Origin of the sequence: Dyadobacter sp. Leaf189 (assembly GCF_001424405.1) — a bacterium.
Lineage (GTDB): Bacteria > Bacteroidota > Bacteroidia > Cytophagales > Spirosomataceae > Dyadobacter.
Map to the genome: position 1 here is coordinate 1,413,723 of NZ_LMPS01000001.1, position 20,657 is coordinate 1,434,379.

The 20,657-nt window shown below is 48.0% G+C and carries 10 protein-coding genes; all 10 read left to right on the forward strand.

Annotated elements, in window-relative coordinates:
• Window positions 1-27: 27 nt before the first annotated feature.
• Window positions 28-3,327: a VCBS repeat-containing protein gene (locus ASG33_RS05975; protein ID WP_056281342.1), complete on the forward strand. Its 3,300-nt coding sequence runs from the start codon at window positions 28-30 to the stop codon at window positions 3,325-3,327.
• A 267-nt stretch (window positions 3,328-3,594) separates the two neighbouring features.
• Entirely contained in the window at window positions 3,595-6,690 is a 3,096-nt protein-coding gene (locus tag ASG33_RS05980; RefSeq protein ID WP_056281344.1) for a SusC/RagA family TonB-linked outer membrane protein, read from the forward strand.
• An 8-nt stretch (window positions 6,691-6,698) separates the two neighbouring features.
• Window positions 6,699-8,297: a SusD/RagB family nutrient-binding outer membrane lipoprotein gene (locus tag ASG33_RS05985; protein ID WP_229238570.1), complete on the forward strand. Its 1,599-nt coding sequence runs from the start codon at window positions 6,699-6,701 to the stop codon at window positions 8,295-8,297.
• A gap of 139 nt (window positions 8,298-8,436) precedes the next feature.
• Window positions 8,437-11,745, forward strand: coding sequence for a VCBS repeat-containing protein (locus ASG33_RS05990; protein ID WP_056281348.1), 3,309 nt, complete (start codon window positions 8,437-8,439; stop codon window positions 11,743-11,745).
• Window positions 11,745-13,058: a vanadium-dependent haloperoxidase gene (locus ASG33_RS05995; protein ID WP_056281350.1), complete on the forward strand. Its 1,314-nt coding sequence runs from the start codon at window positions 11,745-11,747 to the stop codon at window positions 13,056-13,058. Before ASG33_RS05990 ends, ASG33_RS05995 begins: the two co-directional genes overlap by 1 nt.
• Window positions 13,059-13,134: 76 nt before the next feature.
• On the forward strand, window positions 13,135-13,854 hold the full coding sequence (locus ASG33_RS06000; RefSeq protein WP_056281352.1) for an outer membrane beta-barrel protein: 720 nt from the start codon (window positions 13,135-13,137) through the stop codon (window positions 13,852-13,854).
• A 31-nt stretch (window positions 13,855-13,885) separates the two neighbouring features.
• On the forward strand, window positions 13,886-14,446 hold the full coding sequence (locus ASG33_RS06005) for a hypothetical protein (protein WP_056281353.1): 561 nt from the start codon (window positions 13,886-13,888) through the stop codon (window positions 14,444-14,446).
• Between the two features lie 198 nt (window positions 14,447-14,644).
• Window positions 14,645-15,520, forward strand: coding sequence for a ThuA domain-containing protein (locus tag ASG33_RS06010; RefSeq protein ID WP_082489088.1), 876 nt, complete (start codon window positions 14,645-14,647; stop codon window positions 15,518-15,520).
• A gap of 47 nt (window positions 15,521-15,567) precedes the next feature.
• Complete coding sequence (locus tag ASG33_RS06015; protein WP_056281355.1) at window positions 15,568-18,741, forward strand: PVC-type heme-binding CxxCH protein; 3,174 nt, start codon at window positions 15,568-15,570, stop codon at window positions 18,739-18,741.
• Window positions 18,742-18,933: 192 nt separating this feature from the next.
• The gene (locus tag ASG33_RS06020; RefSeq protein ID WP_056281357.1) at window positions 18,934-20,631 is read left to right on the forward strand and encodes a hypothetical protein; all 1,698 of its coding nucleotides are present in this window, start codon (window positions 18,934-18,936) and stop codon (window positions 20,629-20,631) included.
• The last annotated feature ends 26 nt before the right edge of the window (window positions 20,632-20,657 follow it).

The window sequence follows — 20,657 nt, forward strand, 5'->3', positions numbered from 1 at the left end:
TTGAATTGAGCTACAACCTTTGAAATAATGAAAAACAGCTTTCTGGCTTTCGTTCTGTGCGTTTCCCTATTCTCCTGCGGATCGGAAGATACCTTATTTACCTTGCTCAAACCTTCGCAAACGGGCATTGACTTCAACAATTTTATTGATGAAGATGCTTCGAATAATGTGCTGGAATACGGATATTTCTATAACGGGGGCGGAGTTGCGGCAGCTGATTTCAACAATGACGGGCTTGTAGATCTGTACTTTACAGGCAATATGGTCGCCAATAAACTGTATCTCAATAGAGGCGATTTTGAATTTGAAGATGTGTCGGAGCAATCGGGTACTGCATTGAATGAGGGCTGGAAAACGGGTGTGTCGCTCGTGGATATCAACGACGACGGCTGGATTGATATTTACGTTTGCCGGGCCGGTGCGCAGGATCCCAGGCTCAGGACAAAGCTGCTGTATGTCAACAATGGAAAAACGGCCGACGGGGTGCCGACCTTTACCGAGAAGGCAGCAGCGTACGGGCTTGATGATCGTTCCTACACCACTCAGGCTGCTTTTTTTGATTATGACAAAGACGGCGATACCGACTGTTTCCTGCTCAATCATTCGGTCCAGCAATATGCCGGATTCAGTAACCTGATCGCCAATTACCGCCAGCAGCGAAATGACGCCTACGGAAATAAATTGCTGAGGAATGACGGCGGCAAATTCACGAATGTGACAGACTCTTCGGGTATTGTATCCAATGTGCTCAGTTTTGGTTTGGGGATCAATATCAATGATTTCAACAACGATGGCTGGCAGGATATCTACATTTCAAATGATTATAATGAAAACGACTACCTGTACCTGAACCAAAAAAACGGCCGGTTTAAAGAAGTGATCAGAGAAGCTACCGGGCACGTTTCGCTGTATTCAATGGGGACAGATGCGGCCGATATCAATAATGATGGGCTCGTGGATATCCTTACACTGGACATGCTGCCGGCTTCGAACGAGCGGATCAAGCTTACTTCCGGCGATGATAATTACGACAAATACCAGCAGCTGCTCCGTGCAGGCTTTCACGATCAGACAATGCGGAATATGTTGCAGCTGAACAGCGGCGTCAATGCAGACGGCGTGCCGGTATTCAGCGAAATTGGTCAGCTGGCTGGTATTTCCAACACGGACTGGAGCTGGGCAGGTTTAATGGCGGATTTTGATAATGACGGCTGGAAAGACATTTTCATTTCAAACGGATATGCCCGCGATTACACCAATATGGAATTCCTGAAATACTCAACTGATCTGCAAGGCCAGGCGGGAAAAGGAGGGAAGCAGCCTACACAAATGGAAATCATCGCCGAAATGCCGCCCATTGATGAACCCGATGATATTTTCCAAAATCAGAAAAACCTCACTTTTGCTAAAAAAACAAAAGAATGGGGCTTTGAAAAAGGTAATCAGTCCAACGGCGCCATTTATGCAGATCTGGACAACGACGGGGATCTTGATCTTGTAGTCAATAATGTAAATCAGAAAGCATTTGTATATAAAAACAATGCAGAAACAAAGCTGCCTAACAAGTACCTCAAAGTAAAGCTCAATGCACCGAAGTTCGCCTTCATGGCAGGGGCAAAACTGGATCTTTATTCCGATTCGCTGACGCAGACGCACAACTTTCAGCCCGTGCGCGGCTTTCAGTCTGCGCAATGGGACGCGGTACATTTCGGGCTGGGCAGCGCGCAACGTATAGACAGCCTGGTTGTGTCCTGGGCTGACGGAAGGAGACAAACCCTGAAAAATGTAAAAGCGGGAAGCGGGCTAATCCTGAAATATACGGACGCACAGAAGTCTGCCGGGGACAAGGTCCTCCCTCAGCCTGCGCTATGGACGCCGGAAAACCTTCTTGATTTTACACATACCGAAGACCAGCGGAATGATTTCCGCGTACAAACGCTGCTGCCTGCGATGCTATCTGCACAAGGCCCTCATTTTGCTAAAAAGGACATTAACAAGGACGGAACCGAGGATATCTATGTGGGCGGAGCGCGTGGGCAGGCGGGTGCATTGTTCCTGAGCAGTAATGGGAAACTGGTGAAATCGCCGCAGCCGGCATTGGAAGCAGATGCTGCTTTCGAGGATGCTGATATGGAATTTTTTGATGCAGACGGGGACAATGATTTCGACTTGCTGGTAACCAGCCAGGGGTACGAGCTCAATGCAGGCGATCCGCTGTTGCTGCCGCGGCTTTACATTAATGAAAATGGAAAATTTCGGAAGGCCCCATTGCCTGCGGCTGGTTTGAATGCGGCAGTAGTTGTGAGCGCCGACGTGGATAAGGATGGTGATTACGACCTTTTCCTGGGTACCCGCGTAACGCCGGGCAGGTTTCCGGAAAGTATGGGGGGCGTTTTGCTGATCAATGACGGAAAGGGGAGGTTTTCAGACCAAACTAAAACGAATGCAGCTCAGCTGGCAGGCGCAGGAATGGTGACCGACGCCGTTTTTCAGGATCTGAATGGAGATGGTTTTCTGGAGCTATTGCTCACGACCGACTGGGGACCTGTGAAGGTATTTGGCAATAACAACGGAAAGCTCACTGATGCGAGCGCGGCCTGGTCAACGAATGCACTTACCGGCTGCTGGAACACCATTGAAAGTGCTGACCTGGATGCCGACGGAGATATGGATTTTGTAGTCGGGAATGTGGGGACGAACTGGCAATGGAATGTTGTTTCTCCAACTGGGCTGTCTATGTATGCGGCTGACTTTGATAATCTTAACCGCATTGTGCCGGTGATCGCGATCACTGAAAATGGCAAAGAGTTCCCATTTGCGAGTCGTGACGAGTTGCTGGACCAGGTGCCTTCACTCAAAAAGAAATACAACAATTACGTTACCTATTCCAGCGCGGCCCTGAACGAAATACTACCGGCAGAAAAACTGAATGCAGCCAGAAAGCTCGGGGTAAGTGAGTTCAGGAGCGGGATCCTTGAAAATAATGGCGGCAAGTTCACCTTCCGTCCGCTGCCTGTTGAAGCGCAGTTCGCGCCGGTTTACGCGATCGCCGTGACGGATATGAATGCAGACGGGAAGCCTGACCTGGTTCTTGGCGGTAACATCAGGCAAACGCGCGTGCGGCTTGGCAGGAACGACGCCAGTCTGATGCAGGCGTTTGTTAATAAGGGTTCGCAGCAATTTTCCTTCCTTCCTCAATACAAAAGCGGATTTTACGTTAAAGGCGATGTGCGGGATATTGCAGTGGTGCAGAGTGGCGGAGTAAGTTATTTGCTGGCTGCTGTCAATAACGGGAAGATGGAGGGGTACAGGTTGAGAAAGCACTGATTTCCAATGATATTCTTGTAAACCCCCGGTTCTTCATAGCCGGGGGTTTTTTGTTGTTGCAGACTTTGCATCGTAAGTCATACAACTGTAAGTTTTGTGTATGAATGTGTTTGAAAAATGGCATAAAAAATAAATAATGGCGGGTACTTCCTAAAAATATTTAATTACGAGAGATTTTTGAGATATTTGCCTCTCGGATAATGAATAAGAACTTTATTCTGTAAACGCCAATTTAACCAAATTAAAAATTCATTAAAGAAGTAATCTATGAAAGAAAAGCTACCCGAAACCCTTCTCCGGGTTTTATTTTCGGTGTTGTTTCTTCTGGTGACTACCTTCTCTGCTTTTGCGCAGGAAAGAACAATCACTGGTAAGATTTTGGATGAAAAAGACCAGGGACTTCCTGGGGCTTCTGTAACCGTCAAAGGAACTACGAAAGGAGCGAATGCCGATGTAGACGGTAATTTCAGTCTGGCCGGTGTCAAAGATTCTGACGTGATCGTGATCAGTTCGATCGGGTACATGAAGCAGGAGGTTACAGTGGGCGCGCAAAGCTCGATCAGTGTTAAACTACAACCTGACGTAGCTAACCTGGAAGAAGTTGTTGTAACTGCCTTGGGTATTTCCAAAGATGCCAGAAAGCTGGGATACTCAGTAACTACAATCGGCGGCGAGGTAATGACCAAAGCCCGCGAAACCAACGTAGCCAACTCACTCGCCGGACGTGTTGCCGGTTTGAACGTCAAAGGTACGAGCAGCGGTCCTGGCGGAACAGCCAAGATCCTCATGCGTGGTATGCCAAGTATGAACTCGGCCGGTTCTCCATTGATCGTTATCAACGGCGTACCAATGGATAATACCCAGCGCGGAAGTGCGGGTGAGTGGGGTGGTGCTGACGGTGGCGATGGTATTGGTAACCTCAACCCTGACGATATCGAAACCATGACCGTGTTGAAAGGTCAGGCTGCTTCTGCACTTTATGGTACAAGAGCGACAAACGGTGTAATCCTTATCAAGACGAAAGCTGGTAAAAAAGGCGATTTCTCTGTGGATTACAACCTGAACTACTCCATGGATTCTCCCCGTGATATGACTGACTTTCAATATGAATATGGTCAGGGTATCGACGGAAAGAAACCGACTACCGTTGAATTGGCAAAACAAACCGGCCGTATGAGCTGGGGTGCTCCTCTGGACGGTTCGCAGGTGATCCAGTTTGACGGAAAGAATTACGCCTATTCCGCACAGAAGGATAACGTGAAGAATTTCTACAGAACAGGTTCCAACTTTACAAACAGCCTTGCCGTAACCAAAGGTGGTGACAATGGATCATTCCGTCTCTCGATCGCAAATCTTGATACCAAATCCATTATCCCTAACAGCGGGCTGAGCCGTAAAACTTTCAACCTGACTGCTGACCAGAACCTTACCAAGAAATTGAGTGTGAATGTACTGGCTAATTATATATTGGAAAATGTAAAGAACAAGCCACAGTTGAGCGACGGTCCTATGAACGCGAACAACGGGATGTTCCTTGCTACCAACATCGATCAGCGCATTCTGGCACCGGGTTATGATCCTGTAACCGGAAGAGAGATTGTGTTCAGCGATGACGAGTATGTTACCAACCCGTATTTCGTAACAAGCCAGTACATCAACAATGTAAACCGCAAGCGTTTGATTTCGGCGATTTCTACCAAGTATCAGTTCACTGACTGGATTTACGCGCAGGCACGGATCGGTTATGATAACGCGAATGATAAAATATTTCGTGTAACCCCTTGGGGAACGGGGTTCTCTAACCAGGGAAAAGGTGGTCTTGACGAATTGGCCACCTCACAGCGTACAGAGCTGAACGTTGACGGTTTGATCGGTTTTAATAAATCATTCAACAGCGACGAGTTCTCAATTGACGCGATCGTGGGTGCTAACCTTAGAAGAAACAGGTACGAAAGAACATCCATCGGCGGTAGCCCGTTTGTATTGCCTTACCTGTACAGCTGGAACAACGTGGTGAACTTCAACCGTGATTATAACCTTGAAAACACAGAAGTTCAGTCTGCTTATTACAGCCTTGATTTGGGTTACAAAGGAATCCTTAACCTGACTACAACCGGACGCTACGATACATACTCTACTTTGCCCAGCGCAAACAGATCCATCTTCACGCCTTCGGTAACAGGTTCTTTTATTTTTACCGACATGCTGAATGTTGAGTCTCTCAGCTTTGGTAAGCTACGTGCATCCTACGCGCTTACCAGCGGCGAGTTCAAGCCTTACCAAACTCAGGTTTATTACGGTGTAGGAAATGCAATCAATGGTATTCCGACAGGAAATTTCAGCGATCAGCTTCCAAACCTCTTCCTGAAACCATTTACAAAAAGCGAGGTTGAATTTGGTCTTGAATTGAAATTCTTCGGTAACCGCCTTGGATTAGACCTTTCTTATTACGACCAAAAGACCAGAAACGAGATTATGCCTGCGAACTACAGTTCTTCAACAGGTTATGTGAAAGGTGTGGTAGGAACAGGATCTGTTCAAAACCGCGGTCTGGAAGTAATGGTGAATGCAAATCCGGTTAAAACTTCCAAAATAAACTGGAACGTTTCGGTGAACCTTACAAATGTGAAAAACGAGATCCTTCAGACAGATCCAGACAACAACCCGATCAACCTCGGCCAGAACCGTGCTACATTGGGTAACGCTGTAACTGCATTCGTTGTAGGCAAGTCAGGTCCTCAGGTGAGAGCGTATGATTATAAATATGCATCCAATGGTCAGATCATCGTGAACGAGTCTGGTCACCCTGTTGCAGGTAACCTGCTTGACCTGGGTACAGTTCTGCCTACATTATATGGTGGTGTGAATAACGACCTTTCTATTGCAGGTGTGAACCTTTCGTTCCTGGTTGACTACAACTTTGGAAACAAGATCCTTTCTGCTACTGAAAACTACGCTTACAGAAGAGGTTTGCACAAGGCTACGCTTGTAGGCCGTGACGGTATCACAACCGGTGTACTGGAAGGCGGCGCTGCAAATACAGTAGAGGCAAGTGCGCAGGGATATTACACTGCATTGGCTAACAACGTTACCAAGCTGAGCGTACTGGATGGGGACTTCATCAAGCTGAGACAAATCACATTGGGTTACACCATTCCTACGAAAGTAATGGAGAAATGGCCGTTGATCCGTGCGATTGATGTATCGCTTGTTGCGAGAAACCTGTTCTACATCATGCGTAAAACAGATAATATCGACCCGGAAGCATCTTTCGGTGCAAACATCAATTACTCAGGTATCGAAGGTACCAGCTTACCATCGACCCGCAACTATGGTGTCAATCTGAACTTCAAGTTTAAATGAAAATGACAATGAGAAAGAAAATATTAGCGGCGATACTTCTTACAGGTCTGCTTCCGGTAGCTTGTACTGATAAATTCGACGCGATCAATACAGATCCTACAAAAGCATCTGCCGAAACCTTTGATGCAAACCTTCTTTTGCCGAGCATTCAGTGGAAGTATGTAAGCGCGCAGGCGGGATATAATGGTTCGATCCTGTTCCAGAGCGGCTGGATGCAGTTGCTTTCGTCTACCACATCAGGTGCTGCTAACTACTATTCGAATGCGGACAAGTATGTGATTTCGAGCAATACCAATTCATACCTGGCAAGTGTGTGGAACACGGATTACAGTGCGGCCAGCTTCGCCTATGAAATGGAGCAGCTGACGAAAGACAATCCGGTACGGTCCAACCTGACCAACGTCGCGATCATCATGCAGGCACAGACACTGTCTACGCTTTCGGATGTGTACGGGGATATCCCTTACATGGAAGCGTTGCAGGCAAAGGCCGGCGTAACGCTGCCAGCTTACGACACGCAGGAAAGTGTTTACAAGTCGCTGCTGCAAAGACTGGATGCTGCTGTGGCAGGTCTTGACGCTTCAAAACCGCTTCCGGCCAACGATGCATTCGAAGGGTATAAGGGAGATGTTGCGAAATGGAAAAAGTACGGGTACTCGCTGATGCTTAAAATGGCCATGCGCCTTGTGAAAGTGGATCCTGCTACTGCAAAAATGTATGCTGAAAAAGCTGCGGCAGGCGGAACGTTCGCAAGTGTTGCGGATGACGCTTATGTAAGAAGCGACGATGCAAACGGATACACCAATGGAAATGCTTCTGCATTGCAGACACCTGCGGATTTGTACCAGGTAAGATGGAGCAAAAAGCTGATCGATTATTTGAAAGCTTCAAACGATCCGAGACTTGGCGCAATTGCCGAAGTTCCTGCGGCAGGTCTTACTGCCAATCAGAGCCAGAATGCGGGCAATTCAGATCCTGCTGTGCAAATGGGCTTGCCAAATGGTTACGATATGAATGGCGGTGCAACTGACATCACAAGATCTCCGGGTTACCCTGGCGCAACCGGAACGGGTGCGGAAGCTACGCCAATCGGTAAGTATTCAAGACCGTCAGCTATTTACAGAAACAGAAATGCTGCATTGTTTGTATTGACTTACGCAGAAACTGAGTTGTTGCTTGCTGAGGCAGTAACGCGCGGGTTCTCGGTAGGAAGCGCAACTGCTGCTGCGCATTACCGCAATGGCGTTTCTGCAGGTATCCAGTCACTGTCCAAATTGGGCGCGGCTATCCCTGCTGCTACTGCAGATGCATACGCGACCGCAAATCCGCTGGTTCCGGCTAACGCATTGAAACAGATCAACGAGCAGTACTGGGCAACAACCGGTATTTTCTTCAACTTCGTTGAATCCTGGAACAACTGGAAAAGATCAGGCTACCCAGAGCTTACACCTATCAATTACGTAGGTAATTTCTCAGGCGGACAAATCCCGAGAAGGCAGCTTTATCCAACTGGTGAAGCTACTTTGAACGGCGCCAACTACACCGAAGCTGTAAACAGGCTTTCAGGGGGTGACAGATGGACTTCCCGTATCTGGTGGGATAAATAAAATGAAAGGGGTAAGAAATGTAAATTTTCTTACCCCTTTAAAATAAAATAGCTTTGCTAAGTTTTAACTTCAACCAAAAGTTGAAGTTTTTTAATTTTAAGTAAATCTCCTCATCCTGAAACTGGTACCCGTGTTTCAAATGAATAGCAAAAGCAGGTATTTCTCTCTTCTTTTTACATTGCTTTTCGCCTCTCCTTTGCTGTTAAGAGGCCAGCAGCCGCTTTTTAAGCTACTTCCCGCCAAGACTACCGGCATCGACTTTATCAATCCGATCAATGAGGATGAACGGAGCAATGTGATGTCCTACGAGTACTTCTATAACGGCGGCGGTGTGGCTGTGGGCGATATTAACAACGACGGTTTCGACGATCTTTTTCTTACTTCCAATGCAGGTCCGAACAAATTATACCTTAATCTGGGCGGAAAAGGGCAGTTGATGAAATTCAGGGATATTACCAGTTCTGCAGGGAAGGGATTGGAGGGACGAAAGGGCGGTTGGAAAACGGGCGTGACCATGGCGGACGTGAATGGCGACGGGTTGCTGGATATTCACGTGTGCTACTCGGGGAAAGTACCTGACGAATTGCGCAAAAATCAGCTTTTTATCAACCAGGGAAATCTCAAATTCCTGGAACAGGCGCAGGAATACGGACTGGATAATGTGAGTTACAGCACGCAGGCTGCCTTTTTTGACTATGATAATGACGGGGATCTGGATATGATGCTGCTTAATCACAGCGTCAGGAAGATCGATAATATGGAACTGGCGCGCGCCAAGCAGGAAACCGACGCGCTGGCTGGTAACAAGCTGTTTGAGAATCAAAATAACAAGTTTACAGAAGTCACCCAGAAAGCGGGCATTCACCAGTATCCGCTCACGTTCGGGCTGGGTATGGCGATTTCGGATGTGAACCAGGATGGCTGGCAGGACATTTACGTGACAAACGATTACAACGAGCAGGATTACCTTTACATCAACAACAAAAATGGTACGTTCGAGGACGTTACCAAGCAATATTTCAGGCATATCGCCCAGTTTTCAATGGGCATCGATATCGCCGATTTCAATAATGACGGATTGCCGGATATTATGTCGCTCGACATGCTGCCTGAGGATAACCAGCGGCAAAAACTGCTTCAATTACAGGAAAACTACGAGTCATTTGAATTGATGACCAACCAGAATCTCCATAAACAGTATATGCGGAATATGCTGCAGCTGAACAATGGGAATGGTACATTCAGCGAAATAGCCCAGTTTGCGGGCGTTTCTAATACAGATTGGAGCTGGAGTCCGCTGTTGGCCGATTTTGATAATGATGGTTTTAAGGATCTTTTTGTTTCGAATGGCTATTTCAGGGATTATACCAACAAGGATTTTCTGCGCTACTGGGGCGATTACAAGATCAAGCGGGCGGTAGACAAAGAGCCGTTTTACCTGATGGACCTCGTCAAAGCAATGCCTTCAACCAAGCTCGCCAACTACATTTTCAGGAACAACCACGATCTCACCTTCACTAAAATGCAGGATAAGTGGGGGCTGGACCAGCCTTCGATTTCGAGCGGGGCAGTGTACGCAGACCTGGATAATGACGGTGATCTGGACCTGGTTGTCAACAATATCAACGAACCCGCATTCGTGTACCAGAACATGGGAAGCGAATCGAAAGAATTGCATTGGCTGCAAATCAAGGTGAAGCAGACTGGTGCTAATACTGCCGGTACCGGCTCACGGGTTTACGTTTATACCCCTGCGGGAATGCAGTACCAGGAGGTCAACCAGAACAGGGGCTATTTGTCCAGCCTGCCGCAGCGCTTGCATTTCGGGCTGGGTAAAGAGGCTGCTGCCGATTCGGTCAAGGTTATTTTTCCGGACGGTTCTATTAAAATGTTGCGTGCCGTAAAAGGCGATCAGCTGCTGGTGGTGGAGCCTGAGAAAGGATTGAAAAAGGAATTGCCCGCCGCCGGAACGGCGTCTGTGTTTCAGGATGCAGGCGACCTGATCACGCATGTTCATGAGGGTTTTAATGAAAATGATTTTAAAAGGCAGCCGCTCATGCTCACGATGTATTCTCAAACTGGGCCAGTTATCGCGAAGGGTGATGTGAATAAGGATGGGTTTGAGGATATCTTCATCAGCGGCGACCAGAACAAGCAGGCAAAAATCCATTTGCAAAAAACCAACGGTACTTTTGTCCGGTTGCCAGGTTTCTCGATTGGCGACGAGAATGTATCCGCTACTTCTGCGGCTGCATTTTTTGATGCAAATGGCGACGGCTATGACGACCTGTACATCGCGAAAGGCGGATATTCCATGTTCGAGCCGAACACTTTTTCATTGCAGGACGAGATTTACATGAGCGACGGGAAAGGGCAGCTGAGCTTGTCGGTACTGTCGCTGCCCAATATGAAAGCGAGCAGCAAATCCTGTGTGCGTCCGTTCGATTTTGATAAAGATGGTGACCTGGACCTGTTTGTAGGCGGCCGCGTCATTCCCGGCAGGTACCCCGAGGCGCCTGTGTCTTTTTTGTTGTTAAATGACGGAAAAGGGAATTTCACAATGAAAGAGTCGCCTTTCTTCAAAATAGGGATGGTAACTGACGCACAATGGGGCGACCTGAATGGGGACGGGAATGCAGAGCTCGTTATCTGCGGTGAAATGATGTCATTGAAGGTATTTTCTTTTAATGGGAAAGATTTTGAAGATCAAACGGCAAGTTACCTGGGAGAAGAGATCAGCGGATTCTGGTCGGCTTTAAAGCTGGAAGACCTGAACGGGGATGGAAAGCCTGATATTATCGCAGGCAATATGGGCCTGAACTCGCAGATCAAAGCCAGCAGGAAAGAGCCGGCTGAACTGTATTTCGCAGATTTTGATAAAAACGGCTCCATTGATCCCTTCTTTAATTTTTACGTACAAGGTAAATCGTACCCGTTTGTAAGCCGCGACGAGCTGAATGACCAGATTTACCCGATGCGTAAGAAGTTTCCTTTTTACCGCGATTATGCGAATGCGTCGATACAGGAAGTTTTCCCGAAAGAAGATCTTGAAAAATCCACCAGACTGGAAGTAAACGAGACGAGAAGTCTTTGCTTCCTGAGCACAAACGGAAAGTTTGAAAAAACAATCCTTCCCGTGCAGGCGCAATTTGCACCTGTATGTTCCATTCTGGTTGAAGACTATAACGGAGATGGGAAAAAGGACGTTTTACTGCTGGGTAACAAGACAGACAATCGTCTCAAAATAGGCAGTATGGACGCCAATTTCGGTTGCCTGCTATCCGGGAACGGACAAGGTGCATTCAGCTACGTTAGTCAGCCGGTTTCGGGATTGTCTGTGCGGGGCGACGTGAAAACCGCATTCAATATCCGGATCAACAAGCAGCCTTTTGTAACAATAGGCGCTTTCAATGAAACACTCCAGTTTTACAGGTACAACAACAAATAATGCGCAGGTACTTATTGATTTTGCTTCTTCTGACTCAGGTTGCTTTTGCGGGAAAAGGCAAAGATGATCTGCGCATGCATTTGCAGCCGGCTGTTTTTTCAGTTACCATGGTGATGATCCACGACGTGGTAAATCCGCCCGCTGCCAGCCGCTTTTATACCTATTGCTTAATGGGAGCCTACGAGATCGCTGCCCGCAACAACAAGCAGATCGTTTCTCCTGCCCGGTTTGTCAAAGGTTTGGAACCTGTTTCGGTGGCAGATAATGGATACAATTACCAGATAGCGGCCTTATACTGCATTCTTGAAACGGGGCGGTTGATCATTCCGTCGGGCTATATGCTCGAAGAGGACCAGAAGAAGCTGGTGATCAGTTTGCTGCGTGAAGGTTATTCACAAAAGGAGGTCGATGGTGCGATAGTAGTTGCACAGGATGTTGCCAAGCAAATTGCGGCAGGTGCGGCGAAGGACGGATACCTTAAACTGAGTACCAGGGTGCGCTACCGGCCTAAGAAAGGCGAAGCTTACTGGTACCCGACGCCTCCTGGCTACATAGAGGGGGTGGAGCCGCATTGGAAAACCATCCGGACTATGATCATCGATTCGAGTGGACAATTTGTGCCAAAACCGCCGGTGGAGTTTAGCAAGGATAGTACCAGTGCTTTTTTCAAACTGACAAAGGAGGTTTACCTCGCGGGAAAGAACTTGAAGGAAGAAGAACGTTTTATCGCATCCTATTGGGACTGCAATCCATTCGCCATCAATACCTCAGGTCACATGTCCATTGGTTTCAAAAAGATCAGTCCGGGCGGGCATTGGATGAACATTACCGGGATAGCCACTACAAAGGCCAGGCTGGACCTAGACAGAGGAATTATGGTGCATGCAATTGCGGCGGCAACTTTAATGGATGGATTTATCAGTTGCTGGGATGAAAAGTACCGCAGCAGCCGCGTCCGGCCGGAAACGGTGATCAATAGGTCGATCGATCCTAAATGGCAGCCGCTCTTGCAAACTCCGCCATTCCCCGAGTACACCAGCGGACACAGTGTCATTTCCACTGCCGTGGCCGAGACGCTTACGTATCTTCTGGGCGATCATTTCTCATTTCGCGATGATACCGAGGTGATTTTTGATTTGCCGACACGCGATTTTAAATCGTTCAGACAAGCTGCGGAAGAAGCGGCTATTTCACGGTTATATGGCGGGATTCACTACCGCGATGCGATTGAGAACGGGCAGGAGCAAGGCAAAGCAATAGGCCAGTTCATTGTGGAAAAGCTTAAAAGCAGCGGCATCAAGCCGGTACTCTGACATTAAGTGCCGGTTGGTAATCGATATTGGGCCAAAATTGGATAGTTTTGGAAACTGTTTTAAGCAATTTTTCATCATGATCAGAGCACTTGCACTGCTTCTTGCATTCGTTTTTTCGGCTGACTGTTTGTTAGGGCAAAACCCGGCGGGCGCTGAATGGAGCAAAGACAGGGATGCCTCGGCCGTGCTGGTCAAAGAGAAAGATGCGAATGTAAACAAGCCGCCTAAATGGGAATATGGTCTGAATGGCGGTTATGCTTACCGGCTTTTCAGGCCGGGCAGGATCTCGGACGTGGCGACTAAAAACTACATAGATGATCTGAAATCCGGGTTTGCTGCGGGCGGGAATGTATCTTATTTCCACTGGCAGAAAGTGGGTTTTGGGCTTCAATACGAATACTATCAGGGTAATGCAGCTTCCGAGGATGGTTTGAAGGAAAAGGTGACGATCCAACACCTGAGCGGCTCGGTGATCTACCGGCACTATCTTAAAAATCATACAACTTCGGTACTGAGCTCATTTATGCTGGGATACCAGCCTTACCAGAACAAGGCTGCACTGAACGGGGATCAGCTTACGTTCACGGGCAGGACGATGGGATGGGGTATCAGTGTAGGTCTGGAACAAAAAATCAGCAGGCATTTTGCCCTTCATCTGACAGGTAACGCCATGATGGGGGCGATTTACAGAATGCAGCGCAAAACGGGCGTCAGCACCCAGACACTCCATTTGTCGAAAGACGACAGCGTCGATCTCTCCCGCGTTTCACTCACATTCGGATTGCGGTTTTTTTGAGTTTTGTTAAGTTTTTACACATACTAATCAGATGACAAATGTCAACGTTGTGACCTGTCTTCTCTTGCTGGCAATGCAGCTTTTTTACTTACCAAATAGTACGAAAAAATCTTTGAGCAAAGCTGAAATAGCAATAGAGATATACTTATTGGATCCGCAAAATGTACGATGCCTGGACAGCAGCATGGCTTTCTTTCCTAATGAATCGGATCTGCCGCAATCACCCCTAATTACAAACGAAGAAATAACCTCGTACCAATTGAAGTGGGATTCGGCTTCGAATGATTCGGTCTATATACTGGAACTTAAAGATGCCGGAATTGATAAAGTTAGCCGCCTGACAGATGTCAGTGTACGCCAGGGTAAACCATTTGCGCTGTGCGTAAACAGGAAGCCTGTATTTGGCGGATACTTTTGGTCACCGTTTTCTTCCTATTCATGCGACTGGATTGTTATTCCATTAAATAGCCTAAACGGCGGATATTCCATATTGGGAAGCTATCCATTGGCGAAATTCCTTCATCAACGCAGTGATCCAAGAAGCAGCAAAGTTCTATTAGCAGCTTTTCGGGAGAGAATTCTCCCTAAATAGCTGTTCATTTTGATCAGTCCACGGATCTTTCAACTAGCATTAAGTAAGGGAAAAATTGGATTCGGGAGTCTTCTAAGTATTAGTGTTATATCTTTCCGGAAAATTTCAGAGTAAACCCGGACAGGATGCCGGGCAATGCGAGGTATTCCGTTATTTTGGATCTTAATTCTAAACTCTTAAAAGGCTAACCTTAATCGCATGACAAAATTGCTTCACTGCGGCCGCCCCTGGCTGCTGATTTTTACACTCATATCCATTTCCCTATTTACAAGCGGCGTTGTCAAGGCGCAAACGAAGAAGCCGGTGGTCGTTTTCGTGACCGGTGACCACGAGTACAGCGGCGAAGAGACGCTCCCGATCATGGCAGCCGAGCTGGAAAAGAACTATGGTATGAAAACCATTTTCTTGAAAGCCAAAGACGGCCCAAACGACGAAAAGAACATTCCCGGCCTGGAAGCGCTGAAAGATGCAGATTTGGCGATATTCTATCTCAGATGGCGCCAGCTTCCTCCCGATCAGCTTGCGCACATTGACGCTTATCTAAAAACAGGAAAACCTGTCATGGGTTTCCGCACGACCACCCACGCGTTCAACTTTCCAAAGGGGCACGAGAGTGAAAAATGGAATGCATTCGGCGAGTTTGCATTGAACTCACCTCCGGGCTGGGGCGGCGCTGCCAAGCATACGCATTACGGTCACGAAAGCAGTACAGATGTTACCGTCATTCCTGAACAAGCTAAAAACCCAATCCTCACCGGCGTAAAGGGACCTTTTCACGCGCGCTCCTGGCTGTACCGCGTGCTGCCCGACTACCCGACAAAGGGTTCTACCTGGCTGTTAATGGGCAAATCGGTAAACCCGGACAAGGAAGCAATCGAAAATCCGGTAGCCTGGACGGGTACCAACTCTTTCGGCGCCAAAGTTTTCATGACTACCCTCGGGCACCCGGAAGATTTTAAACTCGAACCTTTTCAGCGCCTGATCGTGAATGCGATCCACTGGGAGCTTGGGTTACCTGTTCCTAAATGGAAAGGCAAGATGAACATCGACGTTGCCTACCGTGGCATGAAGTAGTAACACCTGCATACATCCTAATCCCAACCTTTAAGAATACCATTAAAATGTCTAAACCCAGAAAAATCAGCGTTCACGTATCGCTTATTGCATTTGGATTGGCGCTGATTGCGTTCAGTGCTTTCAAGTTCAATCAATCTGCTTCCATTGCCCTTCAAAAAGGCTCGCATATCGTCCTGCTCGGCAACAATTTGGGTTCGAGAATGATGAACTACGATAATTTCGAGACGGAGCTGCACGTGCGCTATCCCCACAATGAGCTTTTTATCCGCAATATGTGCGATGGCGGTGATACGCCCGGTTTCAGACCGCATGCGAGCCGCAATTCACCCTGGGCTTTCCCCGGCGCTGAAAAATTCCAGACAGAGCTGGCAAACCCTTCACAAAGCGAAGGCCATTTTGATACGCCGGATCAATGGCTGACGCGGTTAAAGGCTGATGTAATCGTAGCATTTTTTGGTTACAACGAATCTTTTCAGGGTAAGGCGGGATTGGCCAATTACAAGGCCGAGCTGGATGCATTTATCAAATATACACTGAGCCAGAAATACAACGGCAGCACCGCACCTCAGCTCGCCATCGTTTCCCCGATTGCATTTGAAGACCTCACGGACAAATACGACCTGCCAAACGGCAAAAAAGAAAACGAGAATTTGCTGTTGTATACCAATGCAATGAAAGAAGTTGCAGGAAAGAATGGCGTCCTGTTCGTGGATGCATTTGCGCCTTCACAAAAGTGGTATGCCGAAACAAAAGAGCCGCTTACCATTGACGGATCGCAGCTCAATGAAGCAGGTTACAAAAAGCTGGGCCTGCTGCTCGCAGATCAGATTTTTGGAAAATCTTCACCCAAGGCAGAGGCAAACAGGAAGCTGGTTCATGAAGCAGTGGATGAGAAAAACTGGATGTGGCACAACGATTTCAAGATACCAAATGGCGTGCACGTGTATGGCCGCAGGTATAATCCGTTTGGGCCTGATAACTATCCTGCCGAGATCGAGAAGATCCGTGAAATGACGGATATCCGCGATAAAGCGATCTGGCTGGCAGCTTCTAAAGGAGAGAAGACGGACCTGGCTGCGGCTGATAAGAACACGAAGCCGCTTCCTCCGGTAAAGACGAATTTTAACCCGGAAAAAAATGGCAGTCTTACTTACCTGTACGGACAAGATGCATTAAGTAAACTGAAAGTGCCGCAAGGATATAAAATAGAGCTCTTTGCTTCCGAGGAGGAGTTCCCTGACCTGGCGAAACCGATGCAGATGTCTTTTGATAATAAGGGCCGTCTCTGGATTGCGACTATGCCGAGTTACCCGCATTACAAGCCCGGTGATACAAAGCCTAACGACAAGATCATAATTCTGGAAGATACCAACAATGATGGTAAGGCAGATAAGCAAACTGTTTTTGCGGACGGGCTGCATTTACCGCTTGGGTTCGAGATTGCTCCCGAAGGTGTATATGTGTCACAAGGCACAAACCTGAAATTCTTTGCAGATACAAACGGAGACGACAAGGCGGATAAAATGGAGATCCTCCTCAGCGGCTTTGATGACCATGATACCCACCACAACAGCCACGCGTTTACAGTGGATCCGTCAGGGGCTATTTACTCGGGAGAGGGCGTTTTCCTGCATACCAATGTGGAGACTTCCTATGGACCTGTACGTGCTACAAACGGAGGTTTTTACAGATATGCGCCTCAGCTGAAAAAGCTGGAACGTACCGCGCAATTGTCGATTCCTAACCCGTGGGGTATTGCATTCGACGATTGGGGCCAGCCGTTTTTTGCTGAAACGTCCAGCCCGGATGTACGCTGGATGCTGCCGGGTACTGTGTTGCCAAGATATGGCGAGGCTACGCACAAATCGGTGCAGCTGGTGGAAGAAAAGCACCGGGTACGTCCAACATCCGGTCTGGAATTCGTATCCAGCCGCCATTTTCCTGACGAGTTGCAGGGTGATTTCCTGATCAACAATACCATTGGATTTCTGGGTACAAAAGAGCATACGCTGGTGGATGACGGAACAGGTTATAAAAGTCAGCACCGCCAGGACCTGGTTGTGAGCGAGGACCGTAACTTCCGGCCTGTTGATATGGAGTTTGCGCCGGACGGATCATTGTATGTGATCGACTGGCACAATATCCTGATCGGCCACATGCAGCACAATGCACGAGATCCTTTGCGTGACCACTCTCACGGCCGCGTGTACCGCATTACATATCCTTCACGCCCGCTCGTAACACCTGCCAAAGTAGCCGGAGCGAGCATTGAAGAACTTTTGGATAATCTGAAATTACCGGAATACCGCACCAGATACCGGACAAGAAGAGAGCTGAGAGGAAGGAATGCAAATGAGGTTTTGACTAAAATGAACACCTGGATTGCCGGTCTGGATAAAAAAGATCCGAGATATGAGCACCATTTGCTGGAAGGATTGTGGGTAAGCTGGGGCTTGAACAAAGTTGACCAGAAATTGCTGAAACAATTGCTGAAAGCAAAGGATTATCATGCGCGGGCTGCTGCTGTGGAGGTGGTACGCTACACCGGTCACCAGGTACCCGACCAGGCCGCGCTGTTGATGCAGGCTGCCAGGGATGAGAACAGCCGGGTACGCCTGGTAGCTATTGTGGCTGCTTCGTGGATCGGTAAAGAAAAGGGATTGCCGATTCTGGCAGAGGCCAGGAAAATGCCGCTTGACGACTGGATGATCCACGCCTGGGAAGCTGCCGATGCGCATTTAAATGACAGGAATGTCAAGAAGGAAAAAGAAGAAGTGGCTCAAACCTCTCTGAAAGGCAACGATCTGATCCTGTTCAACCAGGGTAAGCAGATTTACGCCAAAGAAGGTTACTGCGCGACCTGCCATCAGCCTGACGGAAAAGGATTGGCTGCAGCCGGTTTCCCTCCGCTGGCCAATACCAAATGGGTACTTGGAAGCGACGAGCGGCTGATCAAGCTCGCATTGAAAGGTCTGCTTGGGCCCATTGAAGTGAATGGGCAGAAGTACCCCGGACAAGTGCCGATGACACCTTTCGGCGGACTTTTGAAAGACGACGAAATGGCTGCTGTGCTCACCTATGTAAGAAACTCATTCGGTAATAAAGGGCCCGCTATTTCGCCGGAGAAGGTGAAGCAGGTACGTGCTGCCACTGAGAGTAAGAAGGATTTCTACTCACCTGATCAGCTCCTGAAGGAACACCCGATGGAGAAAATGTAATGAGATATAAATTTCAAACGAAGAGAGCGGCCAGGTGCCGCTTTCTTCGTTTAGAGCCTGTAAGTGACATCGTTGACGAAGATTTGGCGGAACGTTTGAGATTAAATGCTTTAAGTTTTTAGATTTGTCTTACGCAGCCAGGTTGTAAGCCCTGCCGATAGCTGCCCACCTCTCATCTATCAAATTAAACTTATGCAGCGATTTTTGGCGGGCATTGTTATAATCCTTGTTGCCCTGATCTACTTCGTTTACAACTTTTACTACTCCGTTAATTTTCCATATCAGGATGATTATCTCCTTATCCAGTTTATAGAAACGATTTCCCAGGGCGGATCGGGTGTTTCAGGAGTTATCAAGGAGCTTTTCAGGACCTTTAACGATCACAAGGCGGCGGTACCGCGGTTTGTGTCGCTGGTTAACTATCATTTGACGGGGTACCTGGATTACCGGGCTTACATTGTGATCGTCTCGGTCAATGTCTGTTACATCTTCGGATTTCTATACCTTCAATTCCGGAAGCTGAATCTGCCGCCCTGGTACTTTCTGCCAGCTGCTTTCCTGTTTTTTCAGCCACTGTATCACGAGATCTCAAACTGGGCGCTAACCGGATTGCAGCATTCTTTCCTGACTGCATTCACAGTTACGGCGATTATGCTCGTTTCCCGACGCACCAGCGGCGCATTCCTCGGAGCGATGTTCTGCTGCTTTCTGGCCACATTTACGCATGGTAACGGGATACTTTCTTTCCCGGCGATCATTTTTTTCTTTCTGTGCATTAAGGATTTCAGAGGCGCCATCATGACAGCTCTGTTTATGATCGGTTGTTTTTTGATTTACATCATCGGCTACGAGTCGGGGCAGGCTGGCAAGCTTCCCACCAGCGTGATCAGCTTCCTTTCTTCGCTGTTTGGTTTTGTGGGTTCAAGTATGTCACTCTGGTCGGCTCCGGTGCTTTGGTCCGCCGTCTGGGGGATTGTGATCGTCGCCTTCGTTGCCTTCATCGTGACCAAAATCGCACAGACGTACTACGGCAAGCCGTTGGTTATCAAGCCCGGTACCGTGGAGCTGATCTCTCTTTTTGCATTCATCTTCATCACGAGCTTTGTGGTAGCCTTGTTCAGGTCCTGGGCGGGCAGCACGATCGCGAGCCGCTTCCAGATTTATGCCTCGCTGGCCACGGTTATTTTTTACCTGTTGCTGCTCAGCTACACCTCATTTTTCCGCCGCATGCGGGTTGTGTCCATACTGATCGGATTAAGTGTGTTCTACTGGATTTATTCCTATTACAAATTCACGGAGATGATCGCCGCTCAGAAGACGGTTTACCTCGCAGATGTTTACAATTGGAAAACCAACCACAATATGTTTTCTGTTGAAAAATCGATTCTCCGGAATGCCGATTTTTATCTTACGCCAGCTTATCAGAAAGGTTTTTTCAGGATTCCCAGGCCCGTCGTTGAAAAGGCGCAGCTGGATTCGATGTTTGCTGCACAGCCTTTGGCCACGGCGGATCACGGCATGTATGTGGAGGAATGGAAGGTAGACAGGCTGAGCCGCGACACTACGGAGCTGCTCACATTCTACTTCGTTTCCAGCGTTGTAGAGCCGGAGCGGAAAGGGTTTACCGGTAACCGGTTTATGGTTTTAAAGGATCGTACCCACGGACAGGTCCACCTGGTGAGTGCCAATCCCAAAGTGGAGGCAAGAAGGGAGATATTAACCTCAGGAAACTACTACAAACCGGGCTTCAATGTGCTTTTCCGGATTGACGATCTGGCGCCGGGGAACTATGACCTGGGTATTCTGGATGTTAGTGATAAACACGAAAAAACGTTTTACCGGCTAGACAAAGCGCTTCTTGTCACCACCAGCCGCATTGCCTTGCAATAGCTGCAAAATACCTTTCTTCTGCATTA